This window comes from Thermaerobacter sp. PB12/4term, assembly GCF_003403315.2.
Lineage (GTDB): Bacteria > Bacillota > Sulfobacillia > Thermaerobacterales > Thermaerobacteraceae > Thermaerobacter.
The window spans coordinates 367,153-386,125 of sequence record NZ_CP048407.1 but is presented as its reverse complement, the minus strand read 5'-3'; the positions used below and the strand labels follow the sequence as shown (position 1 = coordinate 386,125).

The window sequence follows — 18,973 nt, the reverse complement described above, 5'->3', positions numbered from 1 at the left end:
GGCACGGGATCCGGGTGCACCACTACCGGTCCCCGTAGGGCGCGTCGCCGTACGAGGCATCCCTGGCCTGGCGGCCGCCCCGGGGCGCCTCCTCGCCCGGGCCGGACGGGGCGGGTGACCGGGAACCCCCAGGATCGCCGGCGCCGGTGGCCGCATCGCCGGCCCGGGACCCGGCCTCCCCCGCCGCCATGTGGTAGCTGTGCTCGTCCGTGGGGAAGGCGCGAGCGCGCACGTCGGCGGCGTAACGCTGCAGGGCCTCCAGGGCGATCTGCCCCAGCTCGGCGTACCGCCGGGCGAAGCGGGGGACGCGGCCCTGGGTCAGGCCCAGCAGATCGTGGAGCACCAGCACCTGGCCGTCGCAGTCCGGCCCGGCCCCGATGCCGATGGTGGGTATCCGCAACCGGCGGCTGATGGCCGCGGCCAGTTCCCGGGGCACCATCTCCAGCACCAGGGCGAAGGCCCCGGCCTGCTCGAGGGCGACGGCATCGTCGAGAAGCCGCCGGGCCTCGGCCTCGTCCCGGCCCTGGACCCGGTAGCCGCCCAGGGCATGCACCCGCTGGGGCAGCAGGCCCAGGTGCCCCACCACGGGGATGCCCGCGTCGGTCAGGCGTCGGACCACTTCCAGCACGCGGCCGGCCCCCTCCAGCTTCACGGCCTCGGCACCCCCTTCCTGCACCAGGCGCCCCGCTGCCCGCAGCGCGTCATCTACGGAGAGGTGGAAGGTCAAGAAGGGCATGTCGGCCACTAGCAAGGCTCGTTCCACCCCCCGGCGCGCCGCCCGGGTGTGGTGCACCATCTCGTCCAGGGTGACGAACACGGTGGCCGGGTAGCCCAGCACCACGTTGCCCAGGGAATCGCCCACCAGGATCATGTCCACGCCGGCGGCGTCGGCCAGCCGGGCGAAGGGGTAGTCGTAGGCCGTGACCATGACCACCGGCCGGCCCTGTTCCTTGTACTCGAGGACGGTGCGCACAGTAACCCGCGACGCCATGATGCTTCCCCCCACGGGATGGCCCTCGGGATGATTGCGGACCGGGTTCCGGCCGGGACCGTTCACCGGCCGGCCATCTCCCCGCCCGCCCCCAGCAGGCGGGCAATGTCTTCAAGGCCGGCAGGCGGGTCCCCGGGGCGGGCCGAGGCGGCGGCCAGAACCAGCGTGGCCGCCAGCCGGTAACGACCCGCGGGCCCGGGATCGAAGGCGCCCAGCCCTTCGCCTGCGCCGGCCCCGCCCGCCAGCGCCTCCAGGTGGCGCCGCACCGTGGCGGCATCTCCCCGGGCGAGGGGGCCCGTCAAGGCGGCCAGCGGCCCCCTCTCCGCCGCCGCCTCCAGCGCCGCCCGCGCCAGGACCTCCAGGGGACCCCAGGAGGAACCGGCGGCGGTGGTGGAACCGGGCTCCGCGCCGCGGCCGGGGTCCTGGCCGGCGGCAACCCGGGCGGCCATCGCCATGCCGGGGTACCCCGACAGGCGGAGCAGTTCCCGGGCGGCCCAGAGCAGGGCAGTCACCCCATTGGCCGCCAGGGTGGCGGCGGCGTGGTACAGGGCCAGCTGCCGGGCCGTGGCGCCGGGCCAGAGGACCGGCGTGGCGCCCAGCCTCCGGGCCAGAACCGGGCCCACCGGGGCCCGGTTCTGGCCCGGGTCGTACACCACCGTGGCGTACCCCCTGCCAGGTGGTCCCGCCGCAGGGCGGGACCACCTGGCAGGGGCAACAGGGGATGGAACACCTCGGTGGCCAGCCCCAGCCGGGCCAGGGGCGCCAGGGGCTCCAGCCCCAGGGCGCCGCTCAGGTGCAGGGCGTAGCGGGGGCGAAGAGCCTTCGGCACGGCCCCCAGCCGGCCCGCCAGCCGGGCGGCCACCTCCGCCACCGCCCGGTCGGCCACGGCCAGGACCACCACGGGCGGCCAGGGACCGGGGAGCCCTTCCCCCAGCAGTTGCTGCCAGCCGATGGCCCGGGCGCCCACCTGCGCCGCCAGCCGGCGGGCCGGTTCGTCCCGGCGGCCGGTCACCCAGGCCACCGGCCAGCCCGCCCGGTGCCAGGCCAGGGCCAGGCTCGAACCGGCCCGCCCCGGACCGGCCAGCAGGATGGCCGGGGGTTCCCCTCGTTCCCCCACCGGCGCCCCGGCCCCCGCCGCACCGGAAGGTCCTAGTGTACCGGAAGGTTCGAGGGGCGGCTCGGGCCGGAACGGCACCCGGTGCTCCCCGGGCGGTTCGGCCCCGCCGTGCCCGCGGGGCCGAACCGGCCCGTCCGGGGAGTATTCCACCCCATGCTCCCCGTGCCGCGCGCCCCTAACCCGCTCGCCGGGGCATGTCCCGTGGCCGTCCCCGAGTTGTTGCCCCTCGCGTTCCACCGCGCGCCCCTCCCGCCGTCCCCGTTCCGGCGACCGTTGCGCCCGCCGCCGGCGGCGGCCGGCTGGTGCTGCGTTCCCGGACCCCGCCGGGCCGGCGACGGGGCTCGTCGCTGGGGGCGACGGCCACCATGCCAAACCCACCGCCGGGAACAGCGTTTGCTTCGCCCGGCGGGCCGGCGCTGCCGGCACCCCCCCTTACCGGCCGCCCAGGGGGGCCATGCGCCCCGCCGGCCGCCCGGGAGGGTCACAAGCCTCCACCGCCGTCTTCAAGGAGCCGGTTCCCTCTTCCGGGCCTCCGGCCTGCGGCCCCCGGACCCCCGGCCCCAGCCGCCAGCGGCCGGCCCCCGGCGCCCGGCTCCCGGCGGATTCCGCAAGGGCGGCTGGTGCCCATTTCCCCGCCCGGCCCGGGTTCCCTCCTGCGGGCCGGACCCGGGTTCCTTCCGGCCGCCCGGCCCGGGGGCCGCGCCGCCCCGGCCGTTCTGGCCGGAGCCTCACCCCGGCCGCTGCGGCCGGAGCCGCGTCCCGGCCGCAGCTTCGTCAGGGCTCGTTGTGGGCGATCCGCGCCGCGGCAGCCGCCGCCACGCCGGCCACCAGGTCGTCCAGGAACGTCTGCACCCGCCCCTGGCTCTTCTCGTTGTTCAACCGCTCGATGACCCCCAGCTTCACCTTGTCCAGGTAGCCGAAGTTGGTCAGGCCGATGGACCCGTACACGTTGGTGATGGCCAGGGCCAGGACCTCGTCCACACCGTAGAGCGGCTCGTCGGTGCGCAGGATGGAAAGCAGCGGCTCCTCCAGCAGCCCCTGCTCCGCCGCCTCGTCCAGGGCGATGCCCGTCAGCAGGGCGTGCTGGACCTCCCGCTTGGCGATCACCGCTTCCACGCTGGCCAGGCACTGCTCCAGGGTGATGCCCGGCACGTACTTCTCCTGAATGGCCAGGACGATCTCCGCGATGTCCCGCAGGGTGACCCCCCGCCGCTCCAGGCGGCGGATCACCTCGGCCCGGTGGTCCACCCGCAGGCGGACCGGCCCGGAGACCTTCGGCGCCCTTTCGGCCAATCCGACCCCTCCTCCCCGATTCCTCCCTCGCCCCATGCTCCTTGGATCCCGCTGCCGGGCCCCCTTTGTCTCCGGAGACGTGCACCGCCCCGGGGCACCGGTCCGGCCGGCCCCCCACCCGGTGTGGCCGCCGCGAAGGGGCAGGACCGTGCCCCATGCCTTGAACGGCGGACCGCAGCGGCGCCTTGTCGCCGGGCGGTCAGTGATCGTCCAGGTAGAACCCGCTGTCGCCCACCACCCGGGCCAGGTCCTGCAGAAGCTCCGCCCGGGGCGTCACCCAGTACTGGGCGTCGACCTGCAGGGCGTGGTCCCGCCCCGGGAAGACCAGCACCACCGGCGAGGTGCCCGGATGGCGCTGGCAGGCGCCGCGCACCCGGGCCAGCACGCCCTCCACGGCGTCGGGCCCGCCGTCCGGCAGGGCCACCACCAGCCGCTTGCCCGTCACCAGCGGCCAGATCTCCTCGGCCACCACCTTGGGCGGTTCCTCTTCCTCCCGGCGGTCGACCCGGCCGCGGGCGATGATCACCGCATCCTCCTGCAGGGCTTCGGCGGCGTCGGCGTAGGTCCGCGGGAAGACCACCACCTCCACCGTTCCCTCCAGGTCTTCCAGCTGGACGAAGGCCATGAAATCGCCACCCCGGGTGGTGATGCGGCGTATCCCCTGCACCAGGCCGCCCACCTGGACCCGGGCGCCGTCTTCCCGGTCCGCCAGCTGGCGGGTGGTGGCGGTCACCCGCCGGGCCAGCTCCCGCTGGTAGTGGGCCAGGGGGTGGCCCGACAGGTAAAGGCCCAGCACCTCCTTCTCCATGGCCAGCTTGCGGTTGGGCGGCCATTCGTCCACCGGCGGCAGCTCGGTGACCTCCAGGTCGCCGGCGGCGGCGCCGCCGGAGCCGGTTCCACCGCCGCCGCCACGGCCGCCCGCCCCCACCAGGACCGCCGTCAGGTCCAGCAGGGACACCTGGCCCGTCTCCCGTTCCTTCTGCCAGCGCTGGGCCCGGTTCATCACCTCTTCCAGGCCCGCCACCAGCCGGGCGCGGGGCTGGCCCAGGCTGTCGAAGGCCCCGGCCTTGATCAGGCTCTCCAGGGCGCGGCGGTTGACCTGGCGCAGGTCGACCCGGCGGCAGAAGTCGTCCAGGGAGCGGAAGGGCCCGCCCTTCTGCCGGGCGGCGACGATGGACTCGATGGCGCCGAAGCCCACGTTCTTCACCGCCGCCAGGCCGAAGCGGATCGCCTGGCCGCCGGGTGCACCGGGGTCGGGCACCACGGTGAAGCGGGCCTCGCTCTGGTTGACGTCGGGCGGCAGCACCGGGATGCCCAGGCGGCGGCACTCGGCGATATATTCCGCCACCCGGTCGGAGTTGCTCATCACGCTGCTCAGGGTGGCCGCCATGTACGGCGCCGGGTAGTGGGTCTTGAGGTATGCGGTCACGTAGGCCAGGTAGCCGTAGGCGGCCGAGTGGCTCTTGTTGAACCCGTACCCGGCGAAGTACTCCATCAGGTCGAAGATGCGGCCTGCCAACTCGGCGTCGATGCCCTTGGCCGCGGCCCCGGCCAGGAACTTCTCCCGCTGCTTCTGCATCTCCTCGGGCTTCTTCTTGCCCATGGCCCGGCGCAGCAGGTCGGCCTCGCCCAGGGTGAAGCCGGCCATCACGCTGGCGATCTGCATGACCTGCTCCTGGTAGACGATGGTCCCGTAGGTCTCCTTGAGAATCGGCTCGAGCCACGGGTGCGGGTATTCGACCGGCACCTGGCCGTGCTTGCGCTTGATGAAGTCGTCCACCATGCCGCTGCCCAGGGGCCCGGGGCGGAAAAGGGCTACGGCGGCGATCAGGTCCTCGATGCTGGACGGCTTGAGGGATCGCAGCATCTGGGTGAATCCCGACGACTCCACCTGGAACATGGCGGCCGTGTCGCCGCGGCTCATGGCCTCAAAGGTCGCCGCGTCGTCCAGCGGGATGTCCCGCACCCGGAAAGCCCGGCGGGCGGCGGTACCGTTCCCGCCGGGGCCGCCACCCGCCCCGCCCGGCCCGGCCGGGCCACCCGTACCGGCCGGGCCGGGTTCTTCCGCCAGCACGTCCCGCGCCCCCGTCTGGTGGATGATCTGCTCGGTCTCCTGGATCACGTGCAGGGTGCGCAGGCCCAGGAAGTCCATCTTGAGCAGGCCCAGCTCCTCCAGGGTGGTCATGGGGAACTGGGTGACGGTGGAACCGTCCTGCATCCGCTGCAGGGGCACGTGTTCCATCAGCGGGTCCCGGCCGATCACCACGCCGGCGGCGTGGACCGAAGCGTGGCGGGGCATCCCCTCCAGCTTGCGGGCCATGTCGACCAGCTGGCGCACCACCGGCTGCTGGTCATAGGCCTGCTTGAGCTCGGGGCTCGACTCCAGGGCCTGGTCCAGGGTGATGCCCAGCTGGGCCGGGACCATCTTGGCGATCTTGTCGACCTCGCCGTAGGGCAGGCCCATCACCCGGCCCACGTCGCGGATCACCGCCCGGGCCAGCATCCGGCCGAAGGTGATGATCTGCGCCACCCGGTCCCGGCCGTACTTGCGCACCACGTACTCGATGACCTCGTCCCGCCGGTGGTCGTCGAAGTCGATGTCGATGTCGGGCATGGTGACCCGCTCGGGGTTGAGGAACCGCTCGAAGAGCAGGTTGTAGCGCAGGGGGTCGATGTCGGTGATCCCCAGCACGTAGGCCACCAGGCTGCCCGCCGCCGAGCCGCGGCCCGGTCCCACGGCGATGCCGTTGCGGCGGGCGTAGTCGACGAAATCCCACACGATCAGGAAGTAGGCCGGGTAGCCCATGCGGGTGATGACCTCAAGCTCGTGGTTCAGCCGGTCCCGCACCTCGCTGCCCGCGTTGGGGTAACGCTCGGGCAGCTTGCTTTCGCACAGGTAACGCAGGTAGGAGGCCGCATCGTGCCCCTCCGGCACCTCGTAGTGGGGCAGGAGGAACCGGCCGAACTCGAACTCCAGCTGGCAGCGCTCGGCCAGCTTGACCGTGTTGGCCAGGGCCTCCGGCACGTCCCGGAACAGGGCGGCCATCTCCTCCGGCGTCTTGAGGTAGAACTCCGGCCCTTCAAAGCGCATGCGGTTCGGGTCGTCCAGGGTCTTGCCCGTCTGGATGCAGAGCAGCACCTCGTGGGCGGCGGCGTCGTCCCGGTTGAGGTAGTGGACGTCGTTGGTCGCCACCACCGGCACGTCGAAGCGCCGGGCCAGCTCCAGGATGCGGGCGTACGCCCTGCGTTCCTCCGGGAGGCCGTGGTCCTGGATTTCGAAGTAGAAGCGGTCGCCGAAGACCTCCAGGTACCAGCGCACGGCCTGGAGCGCTTCCTCCTCCCGCCCCTCCAGGAGCAGCCGCGGGATCTCGCTGCCGATGCAGCCCGAGGTGACGATCAGGCCCTCGCTGTACTGGGCCAGCAGCTCCCGGTCGGCCCGCGGCTTGTAGTAGAAACCCTCGGCATAGGCGCGGGAGACGATGCGGATCAGGTTGCGGTAGCCCGTCTCGTTCTGGGCCAGGGCCAGCAGGTGGTAGGGCTGGTCGTCCAGCTTGGGCTCCCGGTCGTGCCGGGTGCGCCGGGCCAGGTACAGCTCGCAGCCGATGATGGGCTTGATCCCGTGCTTCTTGCACGCCTTGTAGAAATCGATGGCGCCGTACATGACGCCGTGGTCCGTCAGCGCCAGGGCGGGCATGCCCAGCTCGGCCGCCCGCGCGGCCAGCTCGCCGACCCGGGCGGCGCCATCGAGAAGGCTGTATTCGCTGTGGACGTGCAGGTGGACGAAGGGTTCCATCGCCACCCCTCCGTTTGACCGGTTCCTGTCCACCTTCGCCACGGGCCATGAAGGCTCCTGGCGGCCCCCTCGCCTCGGGCCGGGGTTCCCGGCCCGCCCGCGCCGCCCACCACCGCCGCACCCCCGGCCCCAACCCTTGAGCCTGCAGCCGCCCGCAGGCAGAGCCCACTCCCTTCCGGCCGCCGCTTCACCATGACGAAGCAAATCAGAATTCCCAGGCATTCCGGCCAGCCCGGGCGACCGTTGGGCGCTCCGGACACGCACCGGCACTGCGGGCGGTCCATAGGGTGGTCCGTGACACGCGCCCGCCCCGCCCGGCTCCGGCGCCCGCCCGGGCCGGGACGGGCGCCCGCGGGCAACGGGCGGCCGACGGTCCCACCGCCTGGAGCCCGTCGCCTGGGGAGGTGTAGCCCTTTGCAGCGCTTGCTGGTGTTTGCCCTGGTGGGCCTCATCGCCCAGCTGGTGGATGGGGCCCTGGGCATGGCCTACGGGGTGACGTCGTCGTCGCTGCTCTTGCTCTACGGCCTGGCGCCCGCCGCCGCCTCGGCGTCGGTCCATCTGGCCGAGACCATTACCACCGCCGTGTCGGGTCTCGCCCACTGGCGCATGGGCAACTGGCACCGGCCCACCGTTCGCGGCCTGGTGTTGCCGGGGGCGGTGGGGGCTTTCCTCGGTGCGGTGCTGCTGGCCTCGTTGCCGGCGGAGCGGGTGCGGCCGGTGGTGGCCGGGTTCCTCCTGATCCTGGGCGTGTACATCCTGGTGCGGTTTACCCTGGCCGCCATGCCGCGCCACCGGCGGCCGCCGCGGCTGCGGCTGCGGTACGTGATGCCGCTGGGGTTCGTGGCGGGGCTCCTGGACGCCACGGGGGGCGGCGGCTGGGGTCCCATCGCCACCCCGGCGCTCATGGTGCGCGGTGACCTGCCGCCCCACCAGGTGGTGGGGTCGGTGTCCATCGCCGAGTTCGCCGTGGCGGTGTCGGCCACCCTGGGCTTTGCCCTCACGCTGGGCTGGGAGGGGGTGGCGTGGCTGCAGGTGGCCGCCCTGGTGGCCGGGGGTGCCGTGGCAGCGCCCCTGGCGGCCTGGATGGCCCGCAGGCTGCCGGCCCAGGTGCTGGGCGTGATGGTGGGGACCGCGGTCCTGCTGGTCAACCTGCGCACCCTCTTCGGGGCCGCGGGCATCACGGGCCTGACCCGGCTGCTGGCCTACGCCCTGGTGGCGGCCGTCTGCCTGGGGCTCCTGGTGCAGGCCGCCCTGCGCAGCCGCCGGCAGGCCGCCTCCCAGGTCCAGCACCCCGCCACGGATTGATCCGTCCCGGACCGAGCCGCCCCCTTGAAGCCGCTGCCGGAGCCGCTCCAGCACCGCGGGGCCGCCGCAACGAGACGGCGCTGCGCCACCGGCCCGTGGGAGGCCAAGCCGCCCCAGCACCCCAGGCCGGCGGCAGGAAGCTGGGAGGCGGCGTACCCGTGGGGGAGCCGGGCTCGGGCGACGGCGCCGCCCGGACCCGGAAGGGCCTCAGCGGGGGTCTCTCCGGCCGGAGGACCCCTCCGGCCGGAGAGACCCGCGGCGGAGGACCCGTGGCGGCGCCAACGCGGCGCGTCGCCCCGAGCGCCGGGTGCTCGGGGTGACGCGCCGCTTCTTCCTTCACCAAGCCGCCCCGGCGGGCTCCGCGCACCGGATCGCCCGGGGCCCGCCGGATTCGGACCAGCCGGGTCAGCTGCCGTCGGCCGTACCGGCCGCCGCCAGGCCGGCCGTGCCCTCGTACACCCGCTCGCCGTTGACCTCCACGGCGTAGTGGATCACCGCGGTCCGGCCGATCATGGCGCTGACGCCGCAGTACTTCTGCTGGCTCAAGGTCACCGCCCGGACGGCCCGCTCGGGATCCAGGCCGTGGCCCTCCAGGCGGTACACCAGCCGCACCTGCCGGAACACCTTGGGGTGCTCCTCGGGCTCCTCCGCCTCCAGGTCGATGACCAGCGAGCCCAAGGGCTGACGCATCTTGTTCAGGATCTCCACCACGTCAATGGCCGTGCAGCCGCCCAGCCCCAGCAGCACCAGGTCCTTGGGCGACGGCGCCTCCCGCCGCTCGCCCTCCCGGGGCGCCCCCTGCAAGGGCACCTCCAGGCCCAGGTCGTTGGCCCCGACGTAGCGGCTCCCGCCCTTCCAGCGCACCGTTCCGTGCCGCATGGGCATGCCTCCGTCACGCGCAGAAGCGGTCGAAGGCGGCCTTGAGGTCGGCGGCCACCTCCTCCGCCGTGCGGTTCTCGATGTCGCTGCGGTGCAGCATGTAGACCAGCTGCCGGCCCTTGAGCAGGGCGATGGACGGCGAGGACGGCGGCTGGCCCGTGAAGTACTCCCGTATGCGGGCCGTGGCCTCCCGGTCCTGGCTGGCGAAGACCGTCAGCCACCGCTGGGGCCGCCTCTCATGCTCCAGGGCCATGGCCACCGCCGGCCGGGCGATGCCGCCGGCGCAACCGCACATGGAGTTGACCACCACCAGGGTGGTCTCCTCCTCGACCGCCTCCGCCATGGCCGCGTCCACCTCTTCCGGCGTCCGCAGCTCGGTGAAGCCCAGGCGGACCAGTTCCTCCCGCATGGGTGCAAAGAACATGTCGAGCATCTCCATGCTCATGGCGATCCCTCCCTGTCCCCAGCCGGTCCTTCCCGGGGGCCTGCCCGGTCCTGGCCCGGCGACCTGCTGGCGCTACGGTGCGACGGCAACGGGTTCGCCCAACCCCCCCCTTCCGGTCGAACCCCTGGCCCCTGGAACCGGCCCCTAGACCCCCGCCGCCGGCCGGGCCTCCGCTTCCGCAGGCCGCTCCGTTTCCCGGTGGACCAGGTCCACCAGCCGCCGCAAGTGGTCGACGGGCGTCTCGGGCAGCACCCCGTGCCCCAGGTTGAAGATGTGCCCCGGCCGCCCTGCCGCCCGGCGCAGCACCTCCCGGGCCAGTTCTTCCACCTGGTCGAAGGGGGCCAGCAGCGCCGCGGGATCCAGGTTGCCCTGGATCGCCTTGTCGGGACCGATGGCCTCCCAGGCCCGGTCCAGGTCGACCCGCCAGTCGGCACCCACCACGTCGGCCCCGGCCTCGGCCAGCAGGGGCAGCAGGGCCGGATTGCCCGTGCCGAAGTGGATCCGCGGCACCCCCAGGCCGGCCAGCCCCTCCAGCACCCGGCGCGAGTAGGGCAGGACGAACCGGCGGTAAGCTGCCGGCCCCAGTCCACCCACCCAGGAGTCGAAGAGCTGCACCGCCTGCACCCCGGCCTCCACCTGGGCCCGCAAGTAGTCGAGGACCGTCTCCGCCAGCCGCTCCATCAGCCCGTGCCAGAAGGCGGGATCGCCGTACATCAGCGCGCGGGCCCGGTGGTACTCCCGCGACGGCCGGCCCTCGATCAGGTAGCAGGCCAGGGTGAAGGGTGCGCCGGCGAACCCGATCAGGGGGACCCGGTCGCCCAGGGCCCGCCGCACCAGCCGGATGGTCTCCAGCACGGGGGCCAGTTCGTCCCGGGGGTCGAACCGGCGCAGCCTCTCCAGGTCAGCCGCCGCACCCAGGGGCCGGCCCACCACGGGGCCTACCCCCGGCTCGATGCGGTAGTCGACGCCCAGGGGCGCCAGCGGCGTCATGATGTCGGCGAAGAGGATGGCCGCGTCGACCCCCAGCCGCTCAACCGGCATCACGGTGATCTCGGCGCAGAGGTCGGGGTGCTGCATGAGCTCGACGAAGCCGTACTGCCGCCGGAGCGCCCGGAACTCCGGGAAGATCCGGCCCGCCTGCCGCATGAACCACACGGGCGTCCGGTCTACGGGCTGCCGCCGGCAGGCGGCGAGGAAGCGCTGGCTGGGCGTCAACGGGACCCCTCCTGGCTGTCGGCGGATCTACTGCCATTGTAGCACCCCGCAGCCTGCCGCCTGCCGGACGAACCAGCCGGGGTCTCCCGCCGGTGGGTAACCGCTTGATCGCCCATCTACTGGCACTACGCCCTGACCGTCGGGACAGGCGACGGAAACCCTTGTCGCCAGCGGCCCCTTCCCCGGGCGCCGCGGAGTCGGGGGTGTCCGCTTCCGCTCTTGTCGAACCTTTCCCCCACGCTGGGCGTGCCCTTCGGCATGGAGGGCGGACCCGTTGACCGGCCGGCAATCACCAGGCTAATCCGGCGCATTACCTTTTTCTTGCCGCGTCTTTGCATCAGCGTACACCAGCGACAGTCCAAGCACCCCGATCAAGGCTAAGCAAAGGTAATTTATTAGGGAGAAAAACGCGCCAATCTCGTCCGACCGCAACCGCTCCATGGAGATGAACGGCCATACCTCAAAACCTATTCCACTACCCCGCTGAAACATATCGAGCGGATTTCCTGTAGCTAACATATGGTTGAATCTCAATTGCACGAACGTTAGATATGCGGCCGCGACCCAGGCAAAATGCCTAACGTATTTCATGAAGCACACACCTCGGTTCCACGTCAAAATAGGGATGGCGGCAAGCTGTCCCTATGACGGGATTAAGGTCGACTGTCATATATATCATAAACCAAGCCACCAAGCAATGGATTTAACATTTATGTCAACATGTTGCCCCTCTGCAATGCCACGCTGCCGAATAAATTCCAAGTATGCAATGGACGGATGAACGTCAATCAGTGCTACATTACTATCATGGCTGAGGTCAAGAATGCGATCTTTGTCCGCTCGAAGTACAGCGTCCACTGCAATAACACCATGCACGACGTGGTCTGGTGCTATATCATGAACGGCTTTAACTAGATTCAAAGCGCCTTTCACGTATATTGTACCACGCAACCCGTCAGAATTAGTTGAACGCAATTCAACGGAAACTGGTGATATATTATTAGATAACACAAAATCCGAGAATTCAGTCAATGACATCGGTTTATTGAATGTAATCATCACACGATGGGATCCAGGCGCGCCACCCAATGAATTGATAAGTTCTTCATTTTCTCGTACATATCCTTTAAGTTCATCCGCATTTCTCGGCCCCGCAACATTGAGTTCGATTTCCTTGCTCAGTTCATTGTCCTTAATTGCCACCGCCTTGACTCTTGCCGATTCGTCGGCACGCCAAACCGGTACGGGGTCTCGAGCGAAGGCCTCGTTCTGACGACGATTCGAACTAGCGAAGGTATGGTTAGCAATAAGGTCAGCCGTGTGTCCACCATGGGTATAATAAGTATTTACGCCGTCTGTTGTTCCATACCCCGTCCAGTATTGAGTTTGATACTCACGCCAGAAACTTGACCAATAACTTTCATGAAATGTATGTTGCATCTCCCCTGTCATATTCCCGAACAGGGAAAAATCACAAAACTGTGCCCTCCATGTGTATTCAAGACCAGCTTTGATCGAAAGCGGGGATTCTGACGTTACCTCTGCCTCTTCCCATAAGGCATTACCGTCATCGTCATCTTGATCAAAATGCGCATCTGGCAAGGTGGTTAAGGACGAACAGTGGTCAAGCCATGCTGACGTCATATCAGTGCAGTCAGCTCCTGGATAGTGGCTGTTATTGCGATAGTAAGACTGGATGGCGTTGATATCGGATGAACTGTAAGTAAAATTAGAGTCGCATCTCACGTAGTAATCAGAACCGCTTTCAAACGAAAACAATTCATACAGCCCCCGATCAGGCTCATATGTGGCATTAGCGGAGTTCCACGAAGAAATCGTAGAAGTATGGGCAAGGCTGAATCCAAATGGGGCCACAACCAGGACTAAAACAGAATTAAAATTAGAAAGAGTCTCATCATTGTCTGTCGTCCCTTCCTGTAGGACACACGCCGTAATGGTTAAGTCATGCCTGAAGTGCGGCTTGATAATCGGCGATCCCCAAGAAAATTCAGCACCTTAACGGTTGCGATCCCTACAGGACATGACGATGCCACGTTGCTTAGCAGGACAAACCAGCACATGGCCCGTTTCCTCCAAAATGGATGATGCCTGCTGGAGGAGCAAACCGAGCGCCGGAACGAACCGCATAAAGGTCCGGGAGGCGGAGCCTCGGGTTCGTCTTTGGCGTAGACCACCGCACGCCCCGCGGAATGGTGGGACGTGCGGACCCACCCGCCTCTGAATGGGACCCGTATAATGCGCCCGTAGCCACTAGGGGCATGCCAGAGGTCATCCGCGTCGGCCGCTGCCACAACGGGTTGCCTCTGTGCTCTGGGACGGGCTATGCATGGTGACGTCGCTATGTCGCTCTTGCAATAAACTCACTAAGTGCTGGGCTCGTATCAACCTCAGCACGCCACCGAGCCGGTTTCCCCACGGCCTTCTAGACCCCGGCTCGGTTCGTAACCTGTGGGCGAGCGGTGCTTTGGGTAGGCAATCACCCCTTCCGTCTGCGTCCAACAGTCACCTCGTCTAGACGGAGAAACAGTTGTCATAAACGACCAGGGCCATAAGGTGTTTTCTGGAGCAAGGCTAACACAGGTAGGATGTCGAAGTTTAGCAGAGTGCGTCGGATGACCGCATCAACAGGCCCTCGCCGCCGACCCCAGACCCACAGCTTGCCAAACTCCAGATCCACAGTCGCCGCCGGCCGACTCACCACGGGGACGTCGCCCCGCTCCAACCCCGCCTCCCGCTGCGCCTCTGTCTCGTGGTCCGCCCGGGCCCCGTCCGCCTGCACGTCCGCCCACGGCGGCATGGCGCCCAGCCGGACGGCCCCGCATGTTCACCCCCCCAGCCAGTCCATCGCCGCGGCATAGGGTGCCTGCGTACACAGCTGAATCCTTCCTGCACCAGGGGCGAATACGGCGGCCGCGGCTCCATCCCAGTACCTCCCCCAGCAAGAACCGCCGTGCTCCGCTTTGCCGGTCCTGGTCATACCGTCGCTCCCACTGGATCGCGCCCTCCACGTCACCAAGCTCCGTGACCGCTCTTGACGCACTCGGGTTGTCGCCGGTCCTGTTGCTCCATCAGCTGCCGGTCCAGCGCTTCCAGGGCGTGACCACAAGCTGTCGCGCGGCCTCCTGCGTCGCCTGGATCACGGCCACCTCCAGCGGCCGAAAGTCTCGCTTTTCCGCCACCTGCACCTACCGAAACTTTAGGCAGCACGCGGCCCGGAAGAGGGGCCGCGTGCTGGGGCGGCCACGCCGAGCTTCTGGTCCGGCGCCCCCGGGCATAGGCTCGGGTGGAGGGATCCCACCATGGCGCGCCTGTCCCTCGGACACCTGATGTACGTGGCGTGCGTCGCCGCGGGGATCGTAGTGGGCGGGTCTCTGGCGGGCGGGCTGGCCCGCCTGCTGTTCGTCCAGGTGCCCCTGGATGCGCCCAGCAGCCTGCCCGTGGGCTCCCTGCCCGACCTGGCCAGCCGGCTCAAGCTCTGGGGCACCTTCGCCGCCCTGGGCGGGACCCTGACGGCCCTGCAGCACCTGGAGTCGGGCATCCTGGGCCGGTCCTTCGGGGTCGCCGCCACCCAGCTGCTCCTGATCCTGAGCGCCTTCACCGGGGCCCACCTGGCCTACGTCGCCCTGCGCTATCTGGCCGGGTCGCCCCCCGGGTCCTGAACCGGCGCCGGTCACCCGTCAGGAGGAAGCCCTGCCGTGTCCCCGTCGCCCCGCCTGCGGCTGCTGGCCGCCCTGGCCGTCGGCGCCTTCCTGGGCGCGAGCCTGACCCTGCCCCTGGCGGCCCGCCGGGTCGACACCCTGACCCTGCTGGCCACCGACCTCCTGCGGGAACTGGCCGAGGCGGAGAACGAGCTGGCCCGCCTGCGGGAAGAGCCGCCGACGTCCGTCGCCGTGTACGAGACCCGGCTGGAGCTGGTGGACGCCCGGGGCCAGCGGCTGCCGCCCGCCACCGAAGTGGTCCTGCGGCAGGAGCTGGACCCGCTGGCCCAGCGGCTGGTAGGGGAGGACGTCTACGACCTCAGCCCGGCGGTGGTGCGGGACCTGTTCGACCGGCGCCGCCTGCAGGTGGGCGACACCCTCTACCGGATCACCGTGGAGAGCATGGTCCTGGGTCCCCGCGCCCTGCTGCGCCTGCGGGTCGAACCGGTCCCCACCGCCCCCGGTGCGGGAAGCCGGGACGGGCCCTGAAGGGAAGGGGCAGAGCCGGCCCTGGGCCCCCGCGGCCGGGCCCCCGGGTCAGGACAGGGCCATCACCAGCTCCTTGAACCGCCGGCCCCGCTCGGCAAAGTCCCGGAACATGTCGTAGCTGGCACAGGCCGGGGACAGCAGCACCACATCGCCCGGCCGAGCCAGGCGCCGGGCCTCCGCCACCGCCTCCTCCAGGGAGGCCACCCGCCGGATCAGCGGCGCCCTGCCTTCCCGCCGGGCCGCCTCCTCGATCACCCGCTGGATCGCTTCCGCCGTCCTGCCCAGCAGCACCACCGCCCGGGCCCGCCGGCAGAGGGTCGGCCCCAGGGGATCGAAGGGGATGCCCTTGTCATAGCCCCCGGCGATCAGCACCACGGGCTCGGTGAAAGCCTCCAGGGCCGCCAGGGTCCGGTCGGGGGCGGTGGCGATGGAGTCGTTGTAGTACCGCACCCCGTCCAGCTCCCGCACCGGCTCCAGCCGGTGCTCGACCCCGCGGAACGCCGCGGCGGCCTGGGCCATGCCGGCCGGATCGGCACCGGCCACCCATCCGGCCAGGATGGCCGCCAGGGCGTTGAGGCGGTTGTGGGCGCCCCGCAGGTGCATGGCGCCCGCCTCCAGCAGGGGCCGCTCCCCGCACCCGTCCCACACCACCAGCCGCTCACCCGCCAGGTAGGCCGCCCGGACCGGCCCGCCCCGCCGGGCCGCTTCCCGCTCCGCCAGCTCCCGCGCCGCCCGGGCCGAGGCGGCAAAGGCCGCCACGCGGCCGGGCGCCCGGCCTGCCAGCCCGGCCGGGGCCGGTTCGTCCGCGTTGAGGACCGCCCAGCCGTCCGGCTCCTGGAGCTCGACGATGCGGGCCTTGGCCGCGGCATAGGCCTCCATGGTGCCGTGGATGTCCAGGTGGTTGGGCCGCAGGTTGAGGTACACGGCCACGTCGGGCGCCCGGTGGCAGAGCTCCAGCTGAAAGCTGGAGAGCTCCAGCACCACCAGGGCCTCGGGCGGGATGCGGTCGACCTCTTCGATCAGGGGGCGCCCGATGTTGCCGCCGACGAAGATGGGGCGGCCCGCCAGCGGCCCGCCGGGCGCCGCCGCCTGGCGCAGCCCCTCGGCCAGCAGGGAGGTGGTGGTGGTCTTGCCGGCGCTGCCGGTGACCCCCAGGACCCTGCCCCGGCACCGTTCCAGGAACAGGTCGATCTCGCCGCGGATGGCAGCCCCTGCGGCCCGGGCGGCGGCGATCTCCGGCAGGTCCTTCTTCATCCCCGGGGTGAGGAACACGGTGCCGAAGGGCCGCTCCTGGAGGACGCGCAGGTAGCCGGGCCCCAGGTGCAGTTCGACCCCGGCCCGGGCCAGCTGGTGGATCTCCGGGTCCGCCTGCTCCGGTGGCACCCGGTCGCAGCCCACCACGGCAATGCCCCGGTCCAGCAGGTACCGGACCAGGGCACGGTTGCTGCGGCCAAGTCCCACCACGGCCACCGGACCGGCCAGGGGCGGCGTGGCTCCCGGACGCCGGACCCCATGCTCCCCCGGGGGCCGGGCCGCGGGCTCTCCAGGCCCCCGGCTCGGGTGCCCCACCGCCAGCCCGGCGGCGCCGTGCCCCGGCCGCCCTGCCGCCCTCATCTCGGGCTGCCGCACCATGCTCCCTGGCGGGAGCGGCACCCCCCTTGCCGCCGGTGGCGGCCCCGCGTGCCCCTCCGCCGGCATTCAGGCTCCCTCCAGCAGGCGCTCCAGGCGCCGCAGGGCCTCTTCCAGGTCGGACCGGGAGGTGGCGTAGGAGAGCCGGAGGTAGCCCGGCGTGCCGAAGGCCGTGCCCGGCACCACGGCGATGCGTGCCGCGTCCAGCAAGAGCTCCGCCAGGGCCACGTCGTCGCCGGCGGTCCGGCCGGCCAGCCGCCGGCCCAGAAGTCCCCGGACCGACGGGTAGACGTAGAAGGCCCCCGCCGGCCGGAGCACCTCGATCCCCGGCAGCCGCAACAGCCCCTCCACCAGCAGGTCCCGGCGCTGCCGGTACTCCTCCCGCATGGCGGCCACTTCGTCCTGCGGGCCGGTCAAAGCCGCCACCGCGGCCTTCTGGGCGATGGAGTTGACCGACGAGGTGGCCTGGGACTGGATGGCCGCCATGGCCCGGGCCACGGGCCGCGGGGCCGCCGCCCAGCCGATGCGCCAGCCCGTCATGGCGTACGCTTTGGAGACGCCGTTGATCAGGATCACCCGCTCCCTGTATTCAGGGCGCAGGGCCGCGACGGACACGTGCTCCCCCTCGTAGATGAGATGCTCGTAGAGCTCGTCCGTCACCATCCACAGCCCCGCCTCCGCCGCCACGGCGGCCAGCTCGTCCAGTTCCTGGCGGGTGTAGACCGTGCCCGTGGGGTTGCTGGGGCTGTTGAGGATGAGGGCCCGGCTGCGCGGGGTCAGCGCCCGCCGCAAGGCCTCGGGCGCCAGCTTGAAGCCGGTCTCGGGCCCGGTCTCCACGATCACCGGCTCGCCGCCCGCCAGCCGCACCATCTCCGGGTAGGAGACCCAGTAGGGCGCGGGGATGATCACCTGGTCCCCGGGATCGCAGATGGCCATGAACGCGTTGAACAGGGCGTGCTTGCCGCCGGCCGAGACGACGATCTCGTCCTCGGCATACTCCAGGCCGTTGTCCCGGCGGTGCTTCTCGGCGATGGCCCGCCGCAGTTCGGCGATGCCGGCGGCCGGGGTGTAGCGCGTGAAACCCGCGTCGATGGCGGCCTTGGCCGCTTCCCGCACGTGGCGCGGGGTGGGGAAGTCGGGCTCGCCGGCGCTGAGGTTGATCACCTGCTCCCCCGCCGCCTTGAGTTCCTTGGCACGGGCGTCGATGGTGATGGTCACCGAGGGCTGGATGCCCCGAGCTCGGGTCGACAGGTGCATCGCGGCTCATCCTCTCCCTGGAGTGTGCTCGTGAGTGGCCTCGCCATGGGACGGCCCGGGCCGCCCGTCCCGGTGCCCTGGCCAGGTGCCCGGGATCAGAGGTCGAACACCGCCCCGGGCTCTGCCAGCTGGGCGGCGGGAAACACCTCCCGGGCCTCCCCCAGGACCTCGTCCGGATCGTACTCGGGCAGGAGGTGGGTGAGAAGAAGGCGCTTCACCCCGGCCGCCTGCCCGATCTCCGCCGCCTGGCGGGCGGTCAGGTGGCCCGGCGCCCGGTCGCCCCGCCGCGCCAGCAGGCTGGCTTCGATCAGCAGGAGGTCCGCGCCCCGGGCCAGTTCGACCAGCTGGGCGGCGGCCTCCGGGCCCGTGTCCCCCGAATACACCAGACGCCGCCCCCCGGCGCTCCAGGCGGAGGCCAGGCAGGGCAGGGGGTGGTCGGTGGCCCGCACCTCCACCGCCCACCCCGCCACCGTGATCCGGTCCCCGGATTCGAGGAAATGCGGTGCAAACACGTCCTTGTACGGCATGCGTCCCGCCAGCTCCGGCGGCCGGGCGGGCCCGTACAGCGGCATGGGCTGCGGCCGCGGCCGGCCCAGGTAGCGGGCGATGTCCAGCACGTACCGCAAGACAAAGTGGTCACTGCTGTGATCGGGGTGGTAGTGGGAGTAGAACACCGCCGCCAGCCCGGCCGGGTCGACCCGCTGGCGCAGGCGGGCCACCACCCCGGGGCCGCAATCCAGCAACACGGGGCCTTCCGGGCCCTCGAGAAGATAGCCGGCGCAGGCACCTCCGGGACCCGGGTACGGCCCGTCCCGGCCCAGGATGGTGAGGCGCATGGGCC

15 protein-coding genes are annotated in these 18,973 nt (G+C 70.9%); 3 read left to right on the top strand and 12 right to left on the bottom strand.

Going from position 1 to position 18,973, the window contains the following annotated elements; genetic code table 11:
- Positions 1-22 precede the first annotated feature (22 nt).
- From panB to DYI95_RS01605, 5 genes are all read right to left on the bottom strand, one after another.
- Positions 23-991 (bottom strand): 3-methyl-2-oxobutanoate hydroxymethyltransferase, encoded by a 969-nt coding sequence (gene panB / locus DYI95_RS01620; protein WP_243149794.1) that lies wholly within the window; start codon positions 989-991, stop codon positions 23-25.
- 62 nt (positions 992-1,053) lie between these two features.
- Complete coding sequence (locus DYI95_RS12120; RefSeq protein ID WP_243149903.1) at positions 1,054-1,614, bottom strand: DUF2520 domain-containing protein; 561 nt, start codon at positions 1,612-1,614, stop codon at positions 1,054-1,056.
- On the bottom strand, positions 1,500-2,108 hold the full coding sequence (locus DYI95_RS12895; RefSeq protein ID WP_305849865.1) for a hypothetical protein: 609 nt from the start codon (positions 2,106-2,108) through the stop codon (positions 1,500-1,502). The genes DYI95_RS12120 and DYI95_RS12895 overlap by 115 nt, the downstream gene beginning before the upstream one ends.
- A gap of 774 nt (positions 2,109-2,882) precedes the next feature.
- Positions 2,883-3,401, bottom strand: coding sequence for a phosphatidylglycerophosphatase A (locus tag DYI95_RS01610; protein WP_116901132.1), 519 nt, complete (start codon positions 3,399-3,401; stop codon positions 2,883-2,885).
- Between the two features lie 199 nt (positions 3,402-3,600).
- Positions 3,601-7,194, bottom strand: coding sequence for a DNA polymerase III subunit alpha (locus DYI95_RS01605; protein WP_116901133.1), 3,594 nt, complete (start codon positions 7,192-7,194; stop codon positions 3,601-3,603).
- A 414-nt stretch (positions 7,195-7,608) separates the two neighbouring features.
- On the opposite strand from DYI95_RS01605, the gene DYI95_RS01600 reads away from it, so the two are divergent.
- Positions 7,609-8,499: a sulfite exporter TauE/SafE family protein gene (locus DYI95_RS01600; RefSeq protein ID WP_116901134.1), complete on the top strand. Its 891-nt coding sequence runs from the start codon at positions 7,609-7,611 to the stop codon at positions 8,497-8,499.
- A gap of 405 nt (positions 8,500-8,904) precedes the next feature.
- On the opposite strand, the gene DYI95_RS01595 is transcribed toward DYI95_RS01600, so the two are convergent.
- From DYI95_RS01595 to DYI95_RS01580, 4 genes are all read right to left on the bottom strand, one after another.
- On the bottom strand, positions 8,905-9,378 hold the full coding sequence (locus DYI95_RS01595; RefSeq protein ID WP_116901135.1) for an OsmC family protein: 474 nt from the start codon (positions 9,376-9,378) through the stop codon (positions 8,905-8,907).
- Positions 9,379-9,391: 13 nt separating this feature from the next.
- Complete coding sequence (locus DYI95_RS01590) at positions 9,392-9,823, bottom strand: BrxA/BrxB family bacilliredoxin (RefSeq protein ID WP_116901136.1); 432 nt, start codon at positions 9,821-9,823, stop codon at positions 9,392-9,394.
- 144 nt (positions 9,824-9,967) lie between these two features.
- A complete protein-coding gene (gene hemE, locus DYI95_RS01585; protein WP_116901137.1) occupies positions 9,968-11,038 on the bottom strand; it encodes a uroporphyrinogen decarboxylase in 1,071 nt (356 codons plus the stop codon).
- 675 nt (positions 11,039-11,713) lie between these two features.
- Positions 11,714-12,817, bottom strand: coding sequence for a hypothetical protein (locus DYI95_RS01580; RefSeq protein ID WP_147308132.1), 1,104 nt, complete (start codon positions 12,815-12,817; stop codon positions 11,714-11,716).
- 1,541 nt (positions 12,818-14,358) lie between these two features.
- Here DYI95_RS01580 and DYI95_RS01575 point away from each other — a divergent pair.
- Positions 14,359-14,718 (top strand): YtrH family sporulation protein, encoded by a 360-nt coding sequence (locus DYI95_RS01575; protein WP_116901138.1) that lies wholly within the window; start codon positions 14,359-14,361, stop codon positions 14,716-14,718.
- 36 nt (positions 14,719-14,754) lie between these two features.
- A complete protein-coding gene (locus tag DYI95_RS01570; RefSeq protein ID WP_116901139.1) occupies positions 14,755-15,246 on the top strand; it encodes a hypothetical protein in 492 nt (163 codons plus the stop codon).
- Positions 15,247-15,294: 48 nt separating this feature from the next.
- Here DYI95_RS01570 and murD read toward each other — a convergent pair whose 3' ends face one another.
- From murD to DYI95_RS01555, 3 genes are all read right to left on the bottom strand, one after another.
- Positions 15,295-16,944, bottom strand: a complete 1,650-nt coding sequence (gene murD / locus DYI95_RS01565) for a UDP-N-acetylmuramoyl-L-alanine--D-glutamate ligase (RefSeq protein WP_116901140.1) — start codon at positions 16,942-16,944, stop codon at positions 15,295-15,297.
- The gene (locus tag DYI95_RS01560; protein ID WP_116901141.1) at positions 16,945-18,132 is read right to left on the bottom strand and encodes a pyridoxal phosphate-dependent aminotransferase; all 1,188 of its coding nucleotides are present in this window, start codon (positions 18,130-18,132) and stop codon (positions 16,945-16,947) included.
- 95 nt (positions 18,133-18,227) lie between these two features.
- On the bottom strand, positions 18,228-18,968 hold the full coding sequence (locus tag DYI95_RS01555; RefSeq protein ID WP_116901142.1) for an MBL fold metallo-hydrolase: 741 nt from the start codon (positions 18,966-18,968) through the stop codon (positions 18,228-18,230).
- Positions 18,969-18,973: the final 5 nt, after the last annotated feature.